Source organism: Nucisporomicrobium flavum (assembly GCF_016464385.1).
GTDB lineage: Bacteria > Actinomycetota > Actinomycetes > Mycobacteriales > Micromonosporaceae > Actinoplanes > Actinoplanes flavus_A.
In genome coordinates this window covers 609,034-627,261 of sequence record NZ_JADMLH010000001.1, presented here as the reverse complement: position 1 = coordinate 627,261, position 18,228 = coordinate 609,034, and the positions used below count along the sequence as shown (strand labels likewise).

At 71.9% G+C, this 18,228-nt stretch carries 11 protein-coding genes; 10 read left to right on the top strand and 1 reads right to left on the bottom strand.

Annotated elements, in window-relative coordinates; genetic code table 11:
• Positions 1-82: 82 nt before the first annotated feature.
• From IT780_RS02950 to IT780_RS02935, 4 genes are all read left to right on the top strand, one after another.
• Positions 83-1,054, top strand: coding sequence for an ATP-binding protein (locus IT780_RS02950; RefSeq protein WP_199509783.1), 972 nt, complete (start codon positions 83-85; stop codon positions 1,052-1,054).
• A gap of 90 nt (positions 1,055-1,144) precedes the next feature.
• Positions 1,145-5,650, top strand: coding sequence for a HAMP domain-containing hybrid sensor histidine kinase/response regulator (locus IT780_RS02945; RefSeq protein ID WP_199509782.1), 4,506 nt, complete (start codon positions 1,145-1,147; stop codon positions 5,648-5,650).
• Between the two features lie 54 nt (positions 5,651-5,704).
• A complete protein-coding gene (locus IT780_RS02940; RefSeq protein WP_199509781.1) occupies positions 5,705-7,672 on the top strand; it encodes an ATP-binding protein in 1,968 nt (655 codons plus the stop codon).
• Positions 7,673-7,803: 131 nt separating this feature from the next.
• Positions 7,804-8,613: a DUF2382 domain-containing protein gene (locus IT780_RS02935; protein ID WP_199509780.1), complete on the top strand. Its 810-nt coding sequence runs from the start codon at positions 7,804-7,806 to the stop codon at positions 8,611-8,613.
• Positions 8,614-8,679: 66 nt separating this feature from the next.
• Here the strand turns inward: IT780_RS02935 and IT780_RS02930 are convergent, their stop codons facing one another.
• Complete coding sequence (locus IT780_RS02930) at positions 8,680-9,825, bottom strand: DUF309 domain-containing protein (RefSeq protein WP_199509779.1); 1,146 nt, start codon at positions 9,823-9,825, stop codon at positions 8,680-8,682.
• A gap of 143 nt (positions 9,826-9,968) precedes the next feature.
• Between IT780_RS02930 and IT780_RS02925 the strand changes: the two genes are divergently transcribed.
• From IT780_RS02925 to IT780_RS02900, 6 genes are read left to right on the top strand one after another with little or no spacing between them, the layout of a single operon-like run.
• Entirely contained in the window at positions 9,969-13,628 is a 3,660-nt protein-coding gene (locus IT780_RS02925; protein ID WP_199509778.1) for a nitrate reductase subunit alpha, read from the top strand.
• Positions 13,628-15,295, top strand: coding sequence for a nitrate reductase subunit beta (narH, locus tag IT780_RS02920; protein WP_199509777.1), 1,668 nt, complete (start codon positions 13,628-13,630; stop codon positions 15,293-15,295). The genes IT780_RS02925 and narH overlap by 1 nt, the downstream gene beginning before the upstream one ends.
• The gene (narJ, locus tag IT780_RS02915; RefSeq protein WP_199509776.1) at positions 15,288-15,908 is read left to right on the top strand and encodes a nitrate reductase molybdenum cofactor assembly chaperone; all 621 of its coding nucleotides are present in this window, start codon (positions 15,288-15,290) and stop codon (positions 15,906-15,908) included. The genes narH and narJ overlap by 8 nt, the downstream gene beginning before the upstream one ends.
• Positions 15,905-16,654, top strand: a complete 750-nt coding sequence (narI, locus tag IT780_RS02910; protein ID WP_199509775.1) for a respiratory nitrate reductase subunit gamma — start codon at positions 15,905-15,907, stop codon at positions 16,652-16,654. Before narJ ends, narI begins: the two co-directional genes overlap by 4 nt.
• Positions 16,655-16,659: 5 nt before the next feature.
• Positions 16,660-17,883, top strand: coding sequence for an MFS transporter (locus IT780_RS02905; RefSeq protein ID WP_199509774.1), 1,224 nt, complete (start codon positions 16,660-16,662; stop codon positions 17,881-17,883).
• A gap of 11 nt (positions 17,884-17,894) precedes the next feature.
• A complete protein-coding gene (locus tag IT780_RS02900; protein ID WP_199509773.1) occupies positions 17,895-18,227 on the top strand; it encodes a cupin domain-containing protein in 333 nt (110 codons plus the stop codon).
• Position 18,228 lies beyond the last annotated feature (1 nt).

The window sequence follows — 18,228 nt, the reverse complement described above, 5'->3', positions numbered from 1 at the left end:
CCGGCGAGGCCCGACGAGCAGGAACAGGAACCGGTGGGGCGACGCGGTGTAGCCGGCGGTCTGGGGGGTATCGAACTGGTTCATGGACGACGGCTCGTTCCGGCACGCCGCGGTGGTCGCCGGCTCGGACGACGAGCTGGTGGCCGCGCTGGTGCCGGAGCTGCGGCGCTCGGCCGGGAGGTACGACGAGGTGCTGATGGTCGTGAGCGACCACAGCCGGGCCGTGCTCACCGCGGCGGCCGGGACCCTGGCCGACGGGTTGACCTGGGGCGATCCCGGCGCGTTCTACCAGCGGCTCGGCTTCGCGTACGAGAGCTTCCGGCGCTACCTGGCCGGGCAGCACGAGGCCGGGCGGCGCGTGCACGTGGTCGCCGAGCCCGATCTCACCGTGGACGTCGTGCCCGGCCGCTCGGCGGCGTACCTGGCGTACGAGGCGGTGTGCAACGACGTGTACGCGCCGTACGCCTGCCCGGTCACCTGCATCTGGGACAGCCGGAACCACCCGCAGGCCGTCATCGACGGGGCACGGGCGGCGCACGGCCACGTCGTGACCGCAGACGGGGTGCGGCCGTCCGCGCAGTACCTGGCCCCCGAGCGCTACCTCTCCGCGCGGCGCGATCCGCCTCTGCCCGCCCCGCCCGCACCGGTGGACCACGACCTGCTCCTGGACGGAGTTGCCGCCCTCGGCCCGCTCCGATCGCTGCTGGGCAAGTGGGCGGCCGGGCACGGGTTCGGCGCCGCGGCCGCGGAGGACGTCGTGGTGGCGGTGGTCGAGATCGCCACCAACGGGCTGCGCCACGGCCTGCCGCCGGTACGCGTCCGCGCCTGGTACGAAGCCGGCATGCTGACCGTGCAGTGCGACGACGCCGGTGGCCGCCGGATCCCGCCGGACGCCGGGTATCACCGCCCGCGCCTGGACGGCCTCACGCCGGGCGGCCGGGGGCTGTGGCTGGCCCGCCAGCTCGCCGATGTCGTGGTGATCGAGTCGGCGCCCGGGCGGACCACCGTACGGCTGTCGTTCCCGTACGAGCCCATGCACCGAACCCTGAACTGACGTCCCGGGCGGGCACCCGCGCCGCCGTGCATACTTACGGGCCGGATCAGTGGATCTCGGCTGGTGGCGGGACGCTTCAGGAGGATCGCGGTGGGCGAGGACGTGGCGGTGGCACGGCATGCGGGCGGTGCCGGTGGGGGCACGGCCGTGGCCGACCCTGATCTGCGGCAACTGCTGGCCGGGCTGACGGCCGTGCGCGACGGCGACTTCCGCACCCGGCTTCCGGAGGACGGCGACGGGCTGCTCGGCGAGATCGCCACGGTCTTCAACGGCATGGTGGACCAGCTGTCGTTGTTCACCTCCGAGGTGACCCGGGTGGCCCGCGAGGTGGGCACCGACGGGCGGCTGGGTGGCCAGGCGGACGTACCCGGGGTGTCGGGCACGTGGAAGGACCTGACCGATTCCGTCAACGCGATGGCGGGCAACCTGACCGACCAGGTCCGCGACATCGCCCAGGTCGCCACGGCGGTCGCGCGGGGTGACCTGTCGCAGAAGATCACCGTGGACGTGCGCGGCGAGATCCTCGAGCTCAAGGACACCATCAACACGATGGTCGACGAGCTGTCGTCGTTCGCCGACGAGGTGACCCGGGTGGCGCGCGAGGTGGGCAGCGAGGGCCGGCTCGGCGGCCAGGCCGAGGTACCTGGCGTCGCGGGCACGTGGCGCGACCTGACCGACTCGGTGAACTTCATGGCGGGCAACCTGACCAACCAGGTCCGCAACATCGCGCAGGTGACGACGGCGGTCGCGCGCGGCGACCTGTCGCAGAAGATCACCGTCGACGCGCGCGGCGAGATCCTCGAGCTCAAGAGCACGATCAACACGATGGTCGACCAGCTCTCCTCGTTCGCCGACGAGGTCACCCGGGTGGCGCGCGAGGTCGGCACGGACGGCCGGCTCGGCGGCCAGGCGCAGGTCAGCGGCGTCGCGGGCACCTGGCGCGATCTCACCGACTCGGTGAACTCGATGGCGGGCAACCTGACCAACCAGGTCCGCAGCATCGCGCAGGTCGCCACGGCGGTCGCGCGCGGCGACCTGTCGCAGAAGATCACCGTGGCGGCCCGCGGCGAGATCCTCGAGCTGAAGAACACCATCAACACGATGGTCGAGCAGCTGTCGTCGTTCGCCGACGAGGTGACCCGGGTGGCGCGAGAGGTGGGTACGGAGGGCAGGCTCGGCGGCCAGGCCGACGTCAAGGGCGTCTCCGGCACCTGGAAGGACCTCACCCAGTCGGTGAACGTCATGGGTGACAACCTCACCGCCCAGGTGCGCAACATCGCCGAGGTGACCACCGCCGTGGCCCGCGGCGACCTGACCCAGAAGATCCGCGTCGACGCGCGCGGCGAGATCCTCGAGCTCAAGGAGACCATCAACACGATGGTCGACCAGCTGTCCGCGTTCGCCGACGAGGTGACCCGGGTGGCCCGCGAGGTGGGTACGGAGGGCCGCCTCGGCGGTCAGGCGCGGGTCCTCAACGTCGGCGGCACGTGGAAGGACCTGACCGACAACGTCAACGTCATGGCGTCCAACCTGACCAACCAGGTGCGCTCGATCGCGCTGGTGGCCACGGCGGTGGCGCAGGGCGACCTGAGCCGGAAGATCACCGTCGAGGCCAAGGGCGAGGTCGCCGTCCTGGCGCAGACCATCAACACGATGGTCGACACCCTCGGCGCGTTCGCCGACGAGGTCACCCGGGTGGCCCGCGAGGTGGGTACGGAGGGCCGCCTCGGCGGTCAGGCGCGGGTGCCCAACGTGGCCGGCACCTGGAAGGACCTGACCGACAACGTCAACTCGATGGCGAACAACCTGACCGGCCAGGTCCGCAACATCGCGCAGGTCACGACGGCGGTGGCCCAGGGCGACCTGACCAAGAAGATCGACGTGGACGCCCGCGGCGAGATCCTCGAGCTGAAGACGACGATCAACACGATGGTCGACCAGCTGTCCAGCTTCGCCGCGGAGGTCACCCGGGTGGCGCGGGAGGTGGGCAGCGAGGGCCGGCTGGGCGGCCAGGCCGAGGTCGAGGGCGTCTCCGGTACGTGGAAGCGGCTGACCGAGAACGTCAACGAGCTGGCCGGCAACCTCACCCGCCAGGTCCGCGCGATCGCCGAGGTGACCAGCGCGGTCGCGACCGGCGACCTGACCCGCTCCATCACGGTCGACGCGTCCGGCGAGGTCGCCGAGCTCAAGGACAACATCAACTTCATGGTGGAGTCGCTGCGCGAGACCACCCGGGCCAACCAGGAGCAGGACTGGCTCAAGACCAACCTGGCACGCATCTCCGGGCTCATGCAGGGCCACCGGGACCTGGAGGTGGTGGCCGCCCAGGTGATGGACGAGCTGGCGCCGCTGGTCAACGCGCAGCTGGGCACGTTCCTGCTGGTGGACGACACGACCGCCGGGGAGCAGCTGCGGGTGGTGGGCAGCTACGGGCACCGGGGCGCGGGCCGTCGCTTCGAGCTGGGCGACTCGCTGGTCGGGCAGGCGGCGGTGTCCAAGCGCCGCATCGTCGTCGACGAGCTGCCCGCGCACTACTTCACCGTCTCCTCCAGCCTCGGCGAGAGCGCGCCGCTGCAGCTGGTCGTGCTGCCCATCGTGGTCGAGGACCAGGTGCTGGGCGTCATCGAGCTGGCCAGCATGGCGCCGTTCACCGACGTGCACCGCGACTTCCTGGACCAGCTGATGGAGACCATCGGCGTCAACCTCAACACCATCGTCGCGAACGCGCGGACCGACGTGCTGCTCACCGAGTCGCAGCGGCTCGCCGCCGAGCTGCAGGCGCGCTCGGAGGAACTGCAGGCCCGGTCCGAGGAGCTGCAGCGCTCCAACGCCGAGCTCGAGGACAAGGCGAGCCTGCTGGCCCGGCAGAACCACGACATCGAGACGAAGAACTCCGAGATCGAGCAGGCCCGCCAGGAGCTGGAGGCGCGCGCCCAGCAGCTCGCGCTGGCCTCGAAGTACAAGTCGGAGTTCCTCGCCAACATGAGCCACGAGCTGCGGACGCCGCTGAACTCGCTGCTCATCCTCGCCCAGCTGCTGGCGCAGAACCCCAACCGCAACCTCACCGCCAAGCAGGTCGAGTACGCCACCGTCATCCACTCGGCCGGCACGGACCTGCTGCAGCTGATCAACGACATCCTGGACCTGTCCAAGGTCGAGGCCGGCAAGATGGACATCACGCCGGAGGCCTTCGAGCTGAAGGTGCTGCTGGACTACGTGGAGCAGACGTTCCGGCCGCTGACCAGCTCGCGAGGGCTCGCGTTCGACGTGTCGACTGCCCCGGACGTGCCCGCCGGGCTGTTCACCGACGAGCAGCGCCTGCGGCAGATCCTGCGCAACCTGCTCTCCAACGCCGTGAAGTTCACCGAGCACGGCGGCGTGCAGCTGCGCATCGAACGGGCCCGCCCCGACGAGCTGTCCGCGGCGCTGGCCGGGCACGACGCCGTCGTCGCCTTCCGCGTGGTCGACACCGGGATCGGCATCGCGGAGCAGCAGCTGTCCGCCATCTTCGACGCTTTCCAGCAGGCCGACGGGACCACCAGCCGGCGCTACGGCGGCACCGGCCTCGGCCTGTCGATCAGCCGGGAGATCGCCCACCTGCTCGGCGGCGAGATCCGGGCCCAGAGCGTGCTGGGGCAGGGCAGCACCTTCACGCTGTACATGCCGGCCCAGCCCGCGGCCGGCACCGTGCCCGCGGTCGCGGAGCCGGTGGCCGTGCCCGACACGCTGCCCGTCCTCGCGGGCGACACCCGGCGGGTGCTCGTCGTCGAGGCCGACCCGTCCGGGCTGCTCACGCTGATCGCCCGGGGTGCGGCGGCCGCCGTCGCCGGAGCCCACGCCGACGTGCAGGTGAGCACGGCGGTGGACCACGAGGCCGCCATGGCGGAGCTGCGCGCCCAGCGGTTCCACGCCGTCGTGCTCGACGTGGCGCTGCCCGACGACAGCGGCCCGACGTTCCTCAAGGCCCTGCACGACCGCAGCGACCTGCGGGACCTTCCGGTGCTGGCGTACCAGGGGCGGCCGCTGTCGGCCAACCAGGAGACGCTGCTACTGGCGCTGGCGCACACCCGGCCGCTGGAGGTGCTGCCCAGCCTCGACGAGCTGCGCGAGCGCATCACTCTGCACCTGTCCGTCGACACCGGCGAGACGGTCATCCCGCGGCTGCCGGCGACGGAACCCGCAGGCGGGGGACAGCCCGGCATCGGCGCGCTGGCCGGCACCAAGGTGCTGGTGGTCGACGACGACGCCCGCAACGTCTTCGCCCTGACCAACATCCTGGAGCTGCACGGCATCGACGTGGTGTACGCCGAGAACGGCCGCAAGGGCATCGAGGTGCTGACCCAGAACGACGACGTCGACCTGATCCTGATGGACGTCATGATGCCGGAGATGGACGGGTACGCCGCCACCGCCGCGATCCGGGCGATGCCGAAGTACGCCCGCCTGCCGATCATCGCCGTCACCGCGAAGGCGATGCACGGCGACCGGGAGAAGAGCATCGACTCCGGTGCCAGCGACTACGTCACGAAACCGGTCGACGCGGAGGACCTGCTGACGTGCATCGAGCGGTGGCTGCGGCAGAAGGGTGCGTCCTGAGGGATCTCCGCCGTTCGGCAGTCAAGTCCTTTTAGTCCGTTTTATCCTGGGGGCATGGCGTCGGTGCTGGTGGTCGAGGACAACCCGGACCATCAGCGTGCCATCGCCGAGGTGGTCCGCCGGCTCGGCCACGACGTGCTGATGGCCGACGACGGGCGCGCCGGGCTCGCGGCGGTGGCCGAGCACCACCCGGACCTGATCGTGGCCGACGTCGACATGCCGTACCTCAACGGGCTGCAGATGTGCCGGATGCTGCGCGAGGCGCCGGAGTTCGCCGAGATCCCGGTCGTGCTGGTCACCGCGTACCTGCCGCCCAGCGACCCGCGGCTGGGCTCGGCCGGCGCCGCGGCGGTCGTGCCCAAGCCGTTCACCGTGCAGCAGTTGTCCGGGACGCTGGGGCCGTACCTGTCGGGCGCCGCGCCGGCGTCCGACCCACCGCCCGAGGGCACCCCGGCCGGTTTCGCGGACGCTCTGCTGCACAGCCTGGACGTCGGCGTGGCGGCCTGCGATGCCTCCGGCCGGCTGATCGTGCTCAACCAGGTGATGCACGAGCTCTTCGGCGACGACAGCGGCGAGATTCCGCTCGCCGAGTGGCCGCGGCACTTCGTGCTGCGCCACCACGACGGCACCCCGCTCACCGCCGAGCAGCTGCCGCTGGTGCGGGCGCTGGGCGGCGAGGACGTCCGGCACGCCGACGCGCTCATCCACGACCGGATGGGTCGGCCCCGCTGGCTGGACATCAACGCCCGGCCGGTCCGTGACGCCGCCGGCGCGGTGCTCGGCGCGGTCGCCGCCGTGCACGACGTCACCGGCGAGCACCGGTCCCGCCAGTACGAGCTGTGCAAGACGAGGGTGCTCGAGGTGCTGGCGGCCGGCTCCGACACGGCCACCGCCGCCGAGGCCGTGGTGCGGGCCGTCGGCGAGAGCCTCGACTGGCCGTACGTGCGGCTGTGGCTGCTCGACCAGATGACCGCGCGGCTGCGGCCGGCCGCCACGTACCACGGCCCGGGCGAACGGCCGCTGCCCCTGCCGGCGAGTTTCGAGCGCGGGCAGGGGCTCGCGGGCCAGAGCTGGGACCGGGGCGAGCTGATGTGGGTACCCGACATCCACGCGCCCGATTCGCCGGTGCTGCCCGATGTGCGGGCGAGCAGCGACTACCGGGCCGCCGGCGCCGTACCGGTGCGCAGCGGCGACCGGGTCACCGGCGTGCTGACGTTCTTCACGTACTGTCCACAGGAGCCGGAGTCCGCCCTGACCGTCCTGCTCAGCGGCATCACCGGCAACATCGGCGCGTACCTGGAGCAGCGCCGGGCCGAGGACCTCAGCGTGCATCTGGCGGCCGCGACGGACGAATACATCGCCCTGGTCGGGCACGAGCTGCGGACCCCGCTGACCTCCATCGGCGCGTACACCGAGCTCATCGCGGAGTCGGACGATGCCACCCCGGTCGGCGACATCCGCCCGCTGCTGGACGTGGTCGAACGCAACAACGTACGGCTGCGCCACATCGTCGAGCAGCTGCTCGACCTCGCCGCGCTGGAGTCCGGCGACGCGAGCCTGACCGTCGCGGACACCGACCTCACAGCCGTGGTCGCCGCGGCCGTGGAGACCGCCACGCCCGCTGCCGGCGAGCACCGGATCGCGATCGAGGTCGACGCGCCGGACAGTGTCCCGTTCACAGGCGACCGGCGGCGGCTGGAACAGGTGGTGGAGAACCTGCTCGACAACGCCGTCAAGTTCAGCCCGGACGACTCGGCGGTGCGGGTACGCCTGACCGCCGAGGACGACGCGGCAGTGGTGGCGGTGTCGGACGCGGGCATCGGGGTCCCGGCCGAGGACCAGTCGCGGGTGTTCCGGCGCCTCTACCGGGCCGGCAACGCCCGGCACTCCGGCATCTCCGGGGCGGGCCTCGGGCTCGCGCTCAGCCGGGCGGTGGTGGAGCGTCACCACGGCACGATCGTGCTCACCTCCCGGCCGGCGGAGGGCACGACCGTCACCGTCCGGCTGCCTTACCGTCCGTGATGAGCGGTTGCTCCCCGCCGTCCGGTTTCTCGCCTAAACCCGCTGGTCAGCACCCAAAATAGTGATCTTTGAACCGCATGGAGCCGTGCGCGGTGGGTAGCTGAGGGTCACACCAGCGAGAGGGGAGAACCATGATCGCGCAGGAACAGATCCATTCTCTGTACGGCCGCGAGGTCTACGACCGCGACGGTGACAAGATCGGCAGCATCGGTCAGGTGTGGGGCGACGGCGTGGGCCGGCCCGCGTGGGCGAGCGTCAAGACGGGGCTGTTCGGGCTCAACGAGTCGATGATCCCGCTGCAGGACGCCGACCTGCAGGGCGACCGGCTGATCGTGCCGTTCGAGAAGGCCGTGGTGAAGGACGCCCCGAACGTGGACGCCGCGGACGACGAGCCGCTGGCCGAGGACGAAGTGACCCGGCTGTACGACTACTACAACCTCAGCTGGGACGACAGCTACCACGCGTACCAGGCCGGCGCCGCGGCCGGGAACGCCTCTTACGCCGGCACGCAGGACCGGGAGACCGTGGGCTATGACACCTCCGGTCCCACGACCGACGACGCCATGACCCGCTCCGAGGAGCGGCTGAACGTCGGCACCGAGCGCGAGCAGGTCGGCCGGGCGCGGCTGCGCAAGTACGTCGTGACCGAGCAGCAGCAGGTCACCGTGCCGGTCTCGCACGAGGAGGTCCGCATCGAGCGCGAGCCCATCACCGAGGCCAACGCGGACCGGGCGTTCAGCGGTCCGGACATCAGCGAGGAAGAGCACGAGGTGACGCTGCACGCCGAGCGCCCGGTCGTGGACACCGAGGCCGTGCCGGTCGAGCGCGTACGCCTGAACAAGGAGACGGTCACCGAGCAGCAGACCGTCGGCGGCGAGGTGCGCAAGGAGCACATCGAGGCCGACGTCCCCGGCGAGCAGGGCCGCCGCACCCTCGGCTGACACCCGTGATTTCGCAACGGCGCCCCCGCCTCGCCCGCTGACGGAGCGACGGGGGCGCCGCTGTGCTCACCGGGTGAGGCGTACCGGTGGCTCCTCGCCCGTTCCGCCGTTCTGGAGGCGGTCGGCGAGCGCGGCCGCCCAGGCCGACACGCCCGCCGCGTCGATGTCGTGCGGGGCGGTGCCGGCGTACGCGGCGATCCGGTCGGCCGCCCGCTGCAGCAGCCGGGCCGCGCCCGTGTCGTTGCCCCGCGCTCGGTGCGTCACGCCGACCGCGAGCTGGGCCAGGCCGCGCCACAGTTCCCGTTCCGGCTCGGGCGCCTGCTTCCACGCGCCCTCCAGCACCTCGTGGGCGTGGAACGGGCGGCCGTCGTCGAGCAGGCGCTGGGCTTCCTCGAGCGCCTCGGCCGGGCTCAGCACCACGTCCTCCGGCGTGGTGGGCACGCCGGGCAGCCCGTACGGCAACGGCCGGCCCAGCGCGTCGCGCGGGCGGGAGTTCCTGGCCCGCCCCGCGCCGTCGCGGTCCCGGGTGAAACCGGTGGCGTCCATGGTTCTCCTTTCCCGCGCTCCGCGCGAGACGCTAGGGTCCGGCCCGGCGGCGGGCAGGCGCACGACGCAGCCCTCGGGACCGGCGAACGGTTCCAGCACGGCGGTGTCGTCGTCGGCGCCCGTGCGGTGCAGCGCCCCGCGGATGACACCGGCGTGGATGCGGCACATGGCGTCGGGATTGTCCCGCACGAGAGCCAGGTACGGGCAGGTGCGCAGCCACACCTCCGTGGTGTCGCCGGCGGCGGCGACGCGGGGGGTGAAGCCCAGCGCGTCGAGGACCGCGACGAGGGCGTCGACGGGGTCCCGGCCGTCGTCGCACGCGTCGGCGAGCAGGCCACCCCAGCGCCGCCCCACCCGGTCGGCCACCGCCCGGTCCGCGGCCTCGTCGCCGAGGTGTTCCAGCACCGCGGTGAGCAATCGCCCGTACGCTGACGAGGTGGGGTCGTCCGTCACGGCGCGGTACCGCCACGCCGGCCGGTACGGCAGGCCGGCGCTCGCCCGCGCCTTCGCGAGCAACCCGGCCGCCACCAGCGCGTCGAGGTGGTCACGGGCCGTGGAGACGGGCAGCCCGGCCCGGTCCGCCACCTCCGCCGCGCTCACGCCGCCGGCCACCCGCACCACATCGAGGAGCGCGGCCCGGTCGGCCGCAGCGGGTGAGGCTGCCATGACCCCGACGGTATATCGGCCGCCATCCCACCCCTGCAGGAGGGACATAGGGACTTTAGTCCCGGGTTTTGCCCGTTGTACGGGGCCAAACTTTGATCGAATCGGATCTGCAGGCACGGAAACGGCGAAGTGGGGTTGTCCGGATGGCAGACGCGGCCGGCGCGGCGGGACGGGCCCTGCTGGGCTTCGGAGGACTGGTACGGCGGGCCGAGGTGTCACCGGACGGCCGGGCCCTGTACCAGATCGGCGGTCGAGAGGCGGACGCCTTCTACCGTGACCGCTGGTCCTACGACAAGGTGGTGCGCTCCACCCACGGCGTGAACTGCACGGGCTCCTGCTCGTGGAAGGTGTACGTCAAGGACGGCATCATCACGTGGGAGCAGCAGCAGGTCGACTATCCCAGCGTCGGCCCCGACCGCCCCGAGTACGAGCCGCGTGGCTGCCCGCGTGGCGCCGCGTTCTCCTGGTACACGTATTCGCCGACGCGCGTGCGGTACCCGTACGCGCGTGGCGTGCTGCTGGAGATGTACCGCGAGGCCAAGCAGCGCCTCGGCGACCCCGTCGCGGCCTGGGCGGACATCCAGGACGACCCGGAGCGGCGCCGGCGCTACCAGAAGGCCCGCGGCAAGGGCGGCCTCGTGCGCGTCACCTGGGACGAGGCGCAGGAGATCGCCGCCGCCGCGCACGTGCACACGATCCAGCGGTACGGTCCCGACCGGGTCGCGGGCTTCTCGCCGATCCCGGCGATGTCGATGGTCTCGCACGCGGTCGGCGCCCGGTTCATGTCGCTGATCGGCGGCTCGATGCTGTCCTTCTACGACTGGTACGCCGACCTGCCCGTCGCGTCCCCGCAGGTGTTCGGCGACCAGACCGACGTGCCCGAGTCCGGTGACTGGTGGGACGCCTCGTACCTGATGATGTGGGGCTCGAACGTCCCGGTGACGCGCACGCCGGACGCGCACTGGATGGCCGAGGCCCGCTACCGGGGGCAGAAGGTCATCGTGGTCAGCCCCGACTTCGCCGACAACGTCAAGTTCGCCGACGAGTGGATGCCCGCGCAGCCCGGCACCGACGGTGCCCTCGCCATGGCCATGGGCCACGTGATCCTGAAGGAGTTCTTCGTCGCGCGCCGCACGCCGCGCTTCGTGGACTACGTCCGCAAGTTCACCGACCTGCCGTTCCTCATCACGCTGGAGCCGGGCGCGGACGGCACCCACCGGCCGGGGAAGTTCCTCACCGCCGAGGACCTGGGGGAGAGCGACAAGGAGGCCGCGTTCCGCACCGTGCTGTGGGACTCCGCCACGGACGCGCCCGCGGTGCCGCGCGGTTCGCTGGGGCACCGCTGGGGCGAGAAGGCGGGCCAGTGGAACCTGGACCTGGGCGACCTCGAGCCCGCGCTGACCTGCCTCGGCGAGGGCGACGCGGTCGAGGTGGCCCTGCCCCGGTTCGACACCGACACCCCGGGCGTGCTGCGCCGCGGCGTGCCCACCCGTACGGTCGGCGGCAAGCTGGTCACCACCGTGTTCGACCTGATGCTGGCCCAGTACGGCGTGGCCCGCGACGGCCTGCCCGGGCAGTGGCCGTCCGGGTATGACGACCCGGAGGTGCCGTACACGCCGGCGTGGCAGGAGCCGATCACGGGCGTGGCGGCGGCGCAGGTGGCCCGGGTGGCGCGCGAGTTCGCCGACAACGCGGAGAAGTCCGGCGGCCGCTCGATGATCCTGCTCGGGGCCGGCACCAACCACTGGTTCCATTCCGACACGACGTACCGGGCGATCCTCGCGCTGGTCACGCTGACCGGCTGCCAGGGCGTCAACGGCGGCGGCTGGGCGCACTACGTGGGGCAGGAGAAGTGCCGGCCGGTGACCGGCTGGGCGCAGCTGGCGTTCGGCCTGGACTGGGTACGCCCCCCGCGCCAGATGATCGGCACCGCGTTCTGGTACACCCACACCGATCAGTGGCGCTACGACACGTACTCGGCGGACGTGGTGTCCTCGCCGACCGGGACGGGCACGTTCCGGGGCAAGCACACGATGGACCTGCTGGCGCAGTCGGCTCGGCTCGGCTGGATGCCGTCGATGCCCACGTTCGACCGCAGCCCGCTGGACCTGGCCGACGAGGCGGTGGCCTCGGGCGACCCGGCGAGCTATGTGGCCGGTGAGCTGCACGCCGGCCGGCTGCAGTTCGCCTGCACCGATCCGGACGACCCGCAGAACTGGCCGCGGGTGCTGACGGTGTGGCGGGCCAACCTGCTCGGCTCGTCGGCGAAGGGCAACGAGTACTTCCTGCGGCACCTGCTCGGCACCGACTCCAACCTGCGCGCCGAGGAGGCGGAACCGCAGCTGCGTCCCAAGGACGTGGTGTGGCCCGACCAGGCCCCGGAGGGCAAGCTCGACCTGCTGCTGAGCCTGGACTTCCGGATGACGTCGACGACGCTGTTCTCGGACATCGTGCTGCCGGCGGCGACCTGGTACGAGAAGCACGACCTCAACAGCACCGACATGCACCCGTTCGTGCACGCGTTCACCCCGGCCATCAACCCGCCGTGGCAGACGCGTACGGACTTCGACGCGTTCCACGGCATCGCGAAGGCGTTCTCCACGCTCGCCAAGGACCACTTGGGCGTCCGCAAGGATCTGGTCGCCGCGCCGCTGCTGCACGACACCCCGGACGCCATGGCCACCCCGCACGGCGTGGTGCGCGACTGGGCCGAGACCGGCGAGATGCCCGTACCCGGCCGGACCATGCCGAAGATCGTCGTGGTGGAGCGCGACTACGGCGTCATCGACCAGAAGCTCGCCGCGCTGGGGCCGCTGCTGGACACGCTGGGCACGAGCGGCAAGGGCGTCGCCGTCGACGTCACCCCGGAGATCGAATACCTGCGGCGCAAGAACGGCCCGGTGCGCGGCGGGGTCGCCGACGGCCGGCCCTCACTGGCCAAGGACGTGCAGGCGTGCGAGGCGATTCTGGCGCTCTCCGGCACGACGAACGGCCGGGTGGCCACCGCCGGCTTCGAGGACGTGGAGAAGCGTACGGGCGTGCGACTGGCCGACCTGGCCCGCGAGCACGAGGGCAAGCAGATCACCTTCGCCGACACCCAGGCGCGGCCCGTACCGGTCATCACCAGCCCGGAATGGTCCGGCAGCGAGCACGGTGGCCGGCGGTACTCGCCGTTCACCATCAACACCGAGCGGCTCAAGCCGTGGCACACGCTCACCGGCCGGCAGCAGTTCTTCCTCGACCACGACTGGATGCACGAGGCGGGCGAGGCGTTGCCGATCTTCCGGCCACCTCTGGACATGCACAAACTCTTCGGCGAGCCCCGGCTCGGCAAGCACGGCGAGCTCGAGATCACCCTGCGCTACCTGACGCCGCACTCGAAGTGGTCGATCCACTCCGAGTACCAGGACAACCTGATCATGCTGACGCTGTCGCGCGGCGGCCCGACGATGTGGATGAGCGAGACGGATGCGGCCAAGATCGGCGTACGCGACAACGACTGGATCGAGGCGGTCAACCGCAACGGCGTCGTGGTGTGCCGCGCCGTGGTGACCCACAAGATGCCCGAGGGCACGGTGTACATGTACCACGCGCAGGAACGCGTCATCGACGTGCCGAAGGCCGAGCGGACCGGGCGCCGAGGCGGCATCCACAACTCCCTGACCCGCCTGCTGGTGAAACCGACCCACCTCATCGGCGGGTACGCCCAGCTGTCGTTCGCCTTCAACTATCTCGGTCCCACCGGCAACCAGCGCGACGAGGTCACGGTCATCCGCCGCCGCTCGCAGGAGGTGCAGTACTGATGCGCGTGATGGCCCAGATGGCGATGGTCATGAACCTCGACAAGTGCATCGGCTGCCACACCTGCTCGGTGACGTGCAAACAGGCGTGGACCAACCGCTCCGGTGTGGAGTACGTCTGGTTCAACAACGTGGAGTCCCGCCCCGGGCAGGGGTATCCGCGCACGTACCAGGACCAGGAGAAGTGGCAGGGCGGCTGGGTGCGTACCCGCGCCGGCCGGCTCAAGCCGCGCGCGGGTGGCCGGGTGAAGAAGCTGTTCAGCATCTTCGCGAACCCCAAGCTGCCGGCGATGCAGGACTACTACGAGCCCTGGACGTACGACTACGAGCACCTGCTCACCGCCCCGGCCGGCGACGACACCCCGGTGGCCCGGCCGAAGTCGCTGCTCACCGGCCAGGACACCAAGGTCACGTGGTCGGCGAACTGGGACGACTCGCTCGCCGGCGGCAACGAGATCGCGGCCGGTGACCCGGTGCTGCAGCAGGTGTCGGACCGGGTGAAGCAGGAGTACGAGAAGTCGTTCCTGTTCTTCCTGCCGCGCATCTGCGAGCACTGCCTCAACCCGTCCTGCGCGGCGTCCTGCCCGTCCGGCGCGATCTACAAGCGCGCCGAGGACGGCATCGTGCTCGTCGACCAGGACCGGTGCCGCGGCTGGCGGATGTGCGTGACCGGGTGCCCGTACAAGAAGGTGTACTTCAACCACCGCACCGGCAAGGCGGAGAAGTGCACGTTCTGCTTCCCGCGCATCGAGATCGGCCAGCCCACCATCTGCTCGGAGACGTGCGTGGGCCGGCTGCGCTACCTCGGCCTGATGCTGTACGACGCCGACGCGGTGCAGAAGGCGGCGTCGGTCAAGGACGACAAGGACCTGTACGCCGCCCAGCGCTCGGTGTTCCTCGACCCGCACGACCCGCAGGTGGCGGCCGCCGCGAGCCGGGCCGGCATCCCCGACGACTGGATCGAGGCGGCCCGCCGGTCCCCGATCTGGGACCTCATCATGAAGTACGAGGTCGCACTGCCGCTGCACCCGGAGTACCGCACCATGCCGATGGTCTGGTACATCCCGCCGCTGTCGCCGGTCGTCGACGTGCTGCGCGACACCGGCCACGACGGCGAGGACGCGCACAACCTCTTCGGCGCCGTCGACGCGCTGCGTATCCCGATGGAGTACCTCGCCGGCCTGTTCACCGCCGGTGACACCGAGCCGGTGCGCGGCGTGCTCAACCGGCTCGCGGCGATGCGCTCGTACCAGCGCCGGATCAACCTCGGCGAGGAGCGCGACGAGACGATCGCCGCCGCCGTGGGGCTCACCGGGCAGCAGATGGACGACATGTACCGGCTGCTGGCCATCGCCAAGTACGACGAGCGGTACGTCATCCCCGCCGCGCACGCCGAGGACGCCCACAAGCTGGAGCAGATGGGCACCGAGTGCAGCCTCGACTTCGAGGGCGGCCCCGGCATGTACCAGACCGGCCCGTTCGGCGAGGCCTCCGGCACGGCCGCGCCGGTGCAGGTGGAGACGTTCCACATGCTGCGCGATCGGCAGACCGCCGACGGTTTCACCGATCCCGGCGACGAGCCGCGCCGCGTCAACCTGCTCAACTGGGACGGCAAGGGCAAGCCCGCCGGGCTCTTCCCGCCACGCAAGGACGGATCCGCCGATGAGTGAGCCGACCTGGCGGGCGGTCGCCGCGCGCGCCGCCTCGCTGCTGCTGCGCTACCCCGACGAGGCCGCCCTCGCGGCGCTGCCCACGCTGACCGCGGCACTGGACGAGCTCCCCGGGGGCATCGCCGGGCACCTGCGCCCGGTCGCCGAGTACCGCCGCGACACCGACCCCGGCCGGCTCGCCGCCGAGTACGTCGAGGTGTTCGACTTCCGCCGGCGGTGCGCGCTGCACCTGACGTACTACAGCTGCGGCGACACCCGGAAGCGCGGGGAGGCGCTCGTGGTGTTCGCCGCCGCGTACAAGCACGCCGGGCTCGAGGTGGTCGACGGCGAGCTGCCGGACCACCTGCCCGCGGTGCTCGACCTGGCCGCCTTCCACGACGGCGGATGGCGGCTGCTGCGCGACAACCGCGTCGGCCTCGACCTGCTGGGCGAGTCGCTGGCCCGGGAGAAGTCGGTCTACCGGCACGCGGTGGCCGCCGTCCGGGAGATGCTCCCGCCGCCCGGGCCGGAGGAGCTGCGGGCCGTGGCCGCGCTCGCCCGCACCGGGCCGCCCACCGAGCTGGTCGGGCTGGAACCGTACGGGCTCGTCGACACCACCGGAGGCCGCCGATGAACGTCCTGCTATGGGTCGTCTACCCGTACCTCGCCATCGCCGTGCTCGTGGGCGGGCTGATCTGGCGGTACCGCTACGACAAGTTCGGCTGGACCACCCGCTCCTCCCAGCTGTACGAGAGCGCCGTGCTGCGCTGGGGCAGCCCGCTGTTCCACTTCGGCGTGCTCATGGTGCTGGTCGGGCACATCGGCGGCCTGCTCATCCCGAAGTCCTGGACCGAGGCCGTGGGCGTCACCGAGCACATGTACCACCTGACCGCGGTGTTCGTCGGCACGGTCGCGGGCCTGTGCACGCTGATCGGCATGGCGATCCTCATCGCCCGCCGCCGGCTCACCGGGCCCGTCTTCGCCGCGACCACCAAGAACGACAAGGCGATGTATGTGGTCCTCGCGGCCGTCATCGTCTGCGGGCTCTGGGCCACGCTCAAGGCCAACGTCGCCGGGGACGGCTACGACTACCGCGAGACCGTCTCGCCGTGGTTCCGCTCGCTGTTCTACCTGCAGCCCGACCCGGACCTGATGGCCGGCGTGCCCACCACGTTCCAGACGCACGTGATCGTGGCGTTCGCGCTGTTCGCGTTCTGGCCGTTCACCCGGCTCGTGCACGCGTTCAGCGCGCCGGTCGGCTACCTGACCCGCCCGTACGTGGTCTACCGCTCCCGCGACACCCGGCCCGGCCTGCGCCCGAGCCGGCCCGGCTGGGAGGGCCCGCCCACCGCACCCAAGACCCGGGCGACCCGGAGGTAGGGGACATGGCTGCCACCGACGCCACGACCCGGCCGGGCCCGCCCGCGGCGGCGGCCCCCGCCGGAGCCGGGCGCAACCTCGCGCTCGCGACGATCGGCTTCACGGTCAACTTCTGGGCCTGGGCGCTGCTCGGGCCGCTGGGTCCCGGCGTCAAGGAACGCCTCGGGCTGAGCTTCGCCGCCCAGTCGCTGCTGGTCGCCGTGCCGGTCGTGGTGGGCTCGCTCGGGCGCATCCCGGTCGGCGCGCTCACCGACCGGTACGGCGCCCGGATCATGTTCCCGCTGGTCAGCCTGGTGACGATCATCCCGGTGCTGACGCTGACGGCGGTGTCGTCGTACGGGGCCCTGATCGTGACCGGCTTCTTCCTCGGCATCGGCGGCACCGCGTTCGCCGTGGGCGTGCCGCTGGTCTCCGGCTGGTACCCGCCGGCCCGCAAGGGCTTCGCGATCGGCGTGTTCGGCGTCGGCATGGGTGGCACCGCCGTCGCCAACTTCAGCACCGTACGGCTGGCCGACGCGTACGGGAAGAACACGCCGTTCCTGCTGGTCGCCGCCCTGCTCGCGGTCTACGCCGTGGTCGCGTTCCTGCTGCTCCGCGATGCACCGGGACGGCAACGCCCGGCCGGGTCGGCGTGGTCGCGCACCCTCGACGTCAGCCGCCTGACCATCACCTGGCAGCTGTGCTTCCTGTACGCCATCGGCTTCGGCGGCTTCGTGGCGTTCAGCGTCTACCTGCCCGCGTACCTGCGCACCGCGTACGGCCTCACCCCCGACGACGCCGCGCTGCGTACCGCCGGTTTCGTGGTGCTGGCCGTCATCGCCCGGCCCACCGGCGGATGGCTCTCCGACCGGCTGCACCCCGTACCCGTGCTCGTGTGGTGTTTCGCCGGCACGGCGGTGTTCGCCGTGGCGCAGGCCTTCCAGCCCGCCCTCGTGCCCGGCGCGACGATCTGCTTCCTCGGTATGGCCGCGCTGCTCGGCGCCGCCAGCGGCGCGGTGTTCGCGCTGGTCGGCAAGGTGGCGCCGGCCGACAAGGTCGGTACGGTCACCGGCGTCGTGGGCGCCGCCGGCGGCCTCGGCGGTTTCGTCCCACCGCTGATCATGGGCTGGGTGTACGGCGTCGAGCACTCCTACGCCATCGGCCTGATGCTGTTGTCCGACATGGCCCTGGCCGCGGCCGTCTTCACCGCGGTGAAGATGAGCGGCCTCGCCACCCGCCGCACCGCCTGACGGAGGCCACCGTGGACGCCCTCTCGCTCCCCGCCCTGCTCGACCACCACTTCGCCGTCGCCCGCGAGCAGGCGTCCGGGCGCAGCGCCCAGACCCTGGTCGGCGGCCGCGACCGGGTGCTGCGGCAGACCGTGCTGGTGCTGCTGGCCGGCCGGCAGCTGGACGAGCACGACAGCCCCGGCGAGGCGACCCTGCAGGTGCTCCAGGGCCGGGTACGGCTCGCCGGCGGCGGGCACTCCGCGGACGGCGGCCCCGGCGATCTGCTCGTCGTGCCGGACTCCCGGCACACCCTCGAGGCCCTCGAGGACGCCGCGGTGCTGCTGACCGTCGCCAAGCCCGCCTGAG

Excerpts from the sequence above, each read along its gene's own strand:
- narH (WP_199509777.1), top strand. The coding sequence starts at position 13,628 with ATGCGCGTGATGGCCCAGATGGCGATGGTCATGAACCTCGACAAGTGC.
- narJ (WP_199509776.1), top strand. The coding sequence starts at position 15,288 with ATGAGTGAGCCGACCTGGCGGGCGGTCGCCGCGCGCGCCGCCTCGCTG.
- IT780_RS02930 (WP_199509779.1), bottom strand. The coding sequence starts at position 9,825 with ATGGCAGCCTCACCCGCTGCGGCCGACCGGGCCGCGCTCCTCGATGTG.
- IT780_RS02905 (WP_199509774.1), top strand. The coding sequence starts at position 16,660 with ATGGCTGCCACCGACGCCACGACCCGGCCGGGCCCGCCCGCGGCGGCG.
- narI (WP_199509775.1), top strand. The coding sequence starts at position 15,905 with ATGAACGTCCTGCTATGGGTCGTCTACCCGTACCTCGCCATCGCCGTG.
- IT780_RS02940 (WP_199509781.1), top strand. The coding sequence starts at position 5,705 with ATGGCGTCGGTGCTGGTGGTCGAGGACAACCCGGACCATCAGCGTGCC.
- IT780_RS02925 (WP_199509778.1), top strand. The coding sequence starts at position 9,969 with ATGGCAGACGCGGCCGGCGCGGCGGGACGGGCCCTGCTGGGCTTCGGA.
- IT780_RS02935 (WP_199509780.1), top strand. The coding sequence starts at position 7,804 with ATGATCGCGCAGGAACAGATCCATTCTCTGTACGGCCGCGAGGTCTAC.
- IT780_RS02950 (WP_199509783.1), top strand. The coding sequence starts at position 83 with ATGGACGACGGCTCGTTCCGGCACGCCGCGGTGGTCGCCGGCTCGGAC.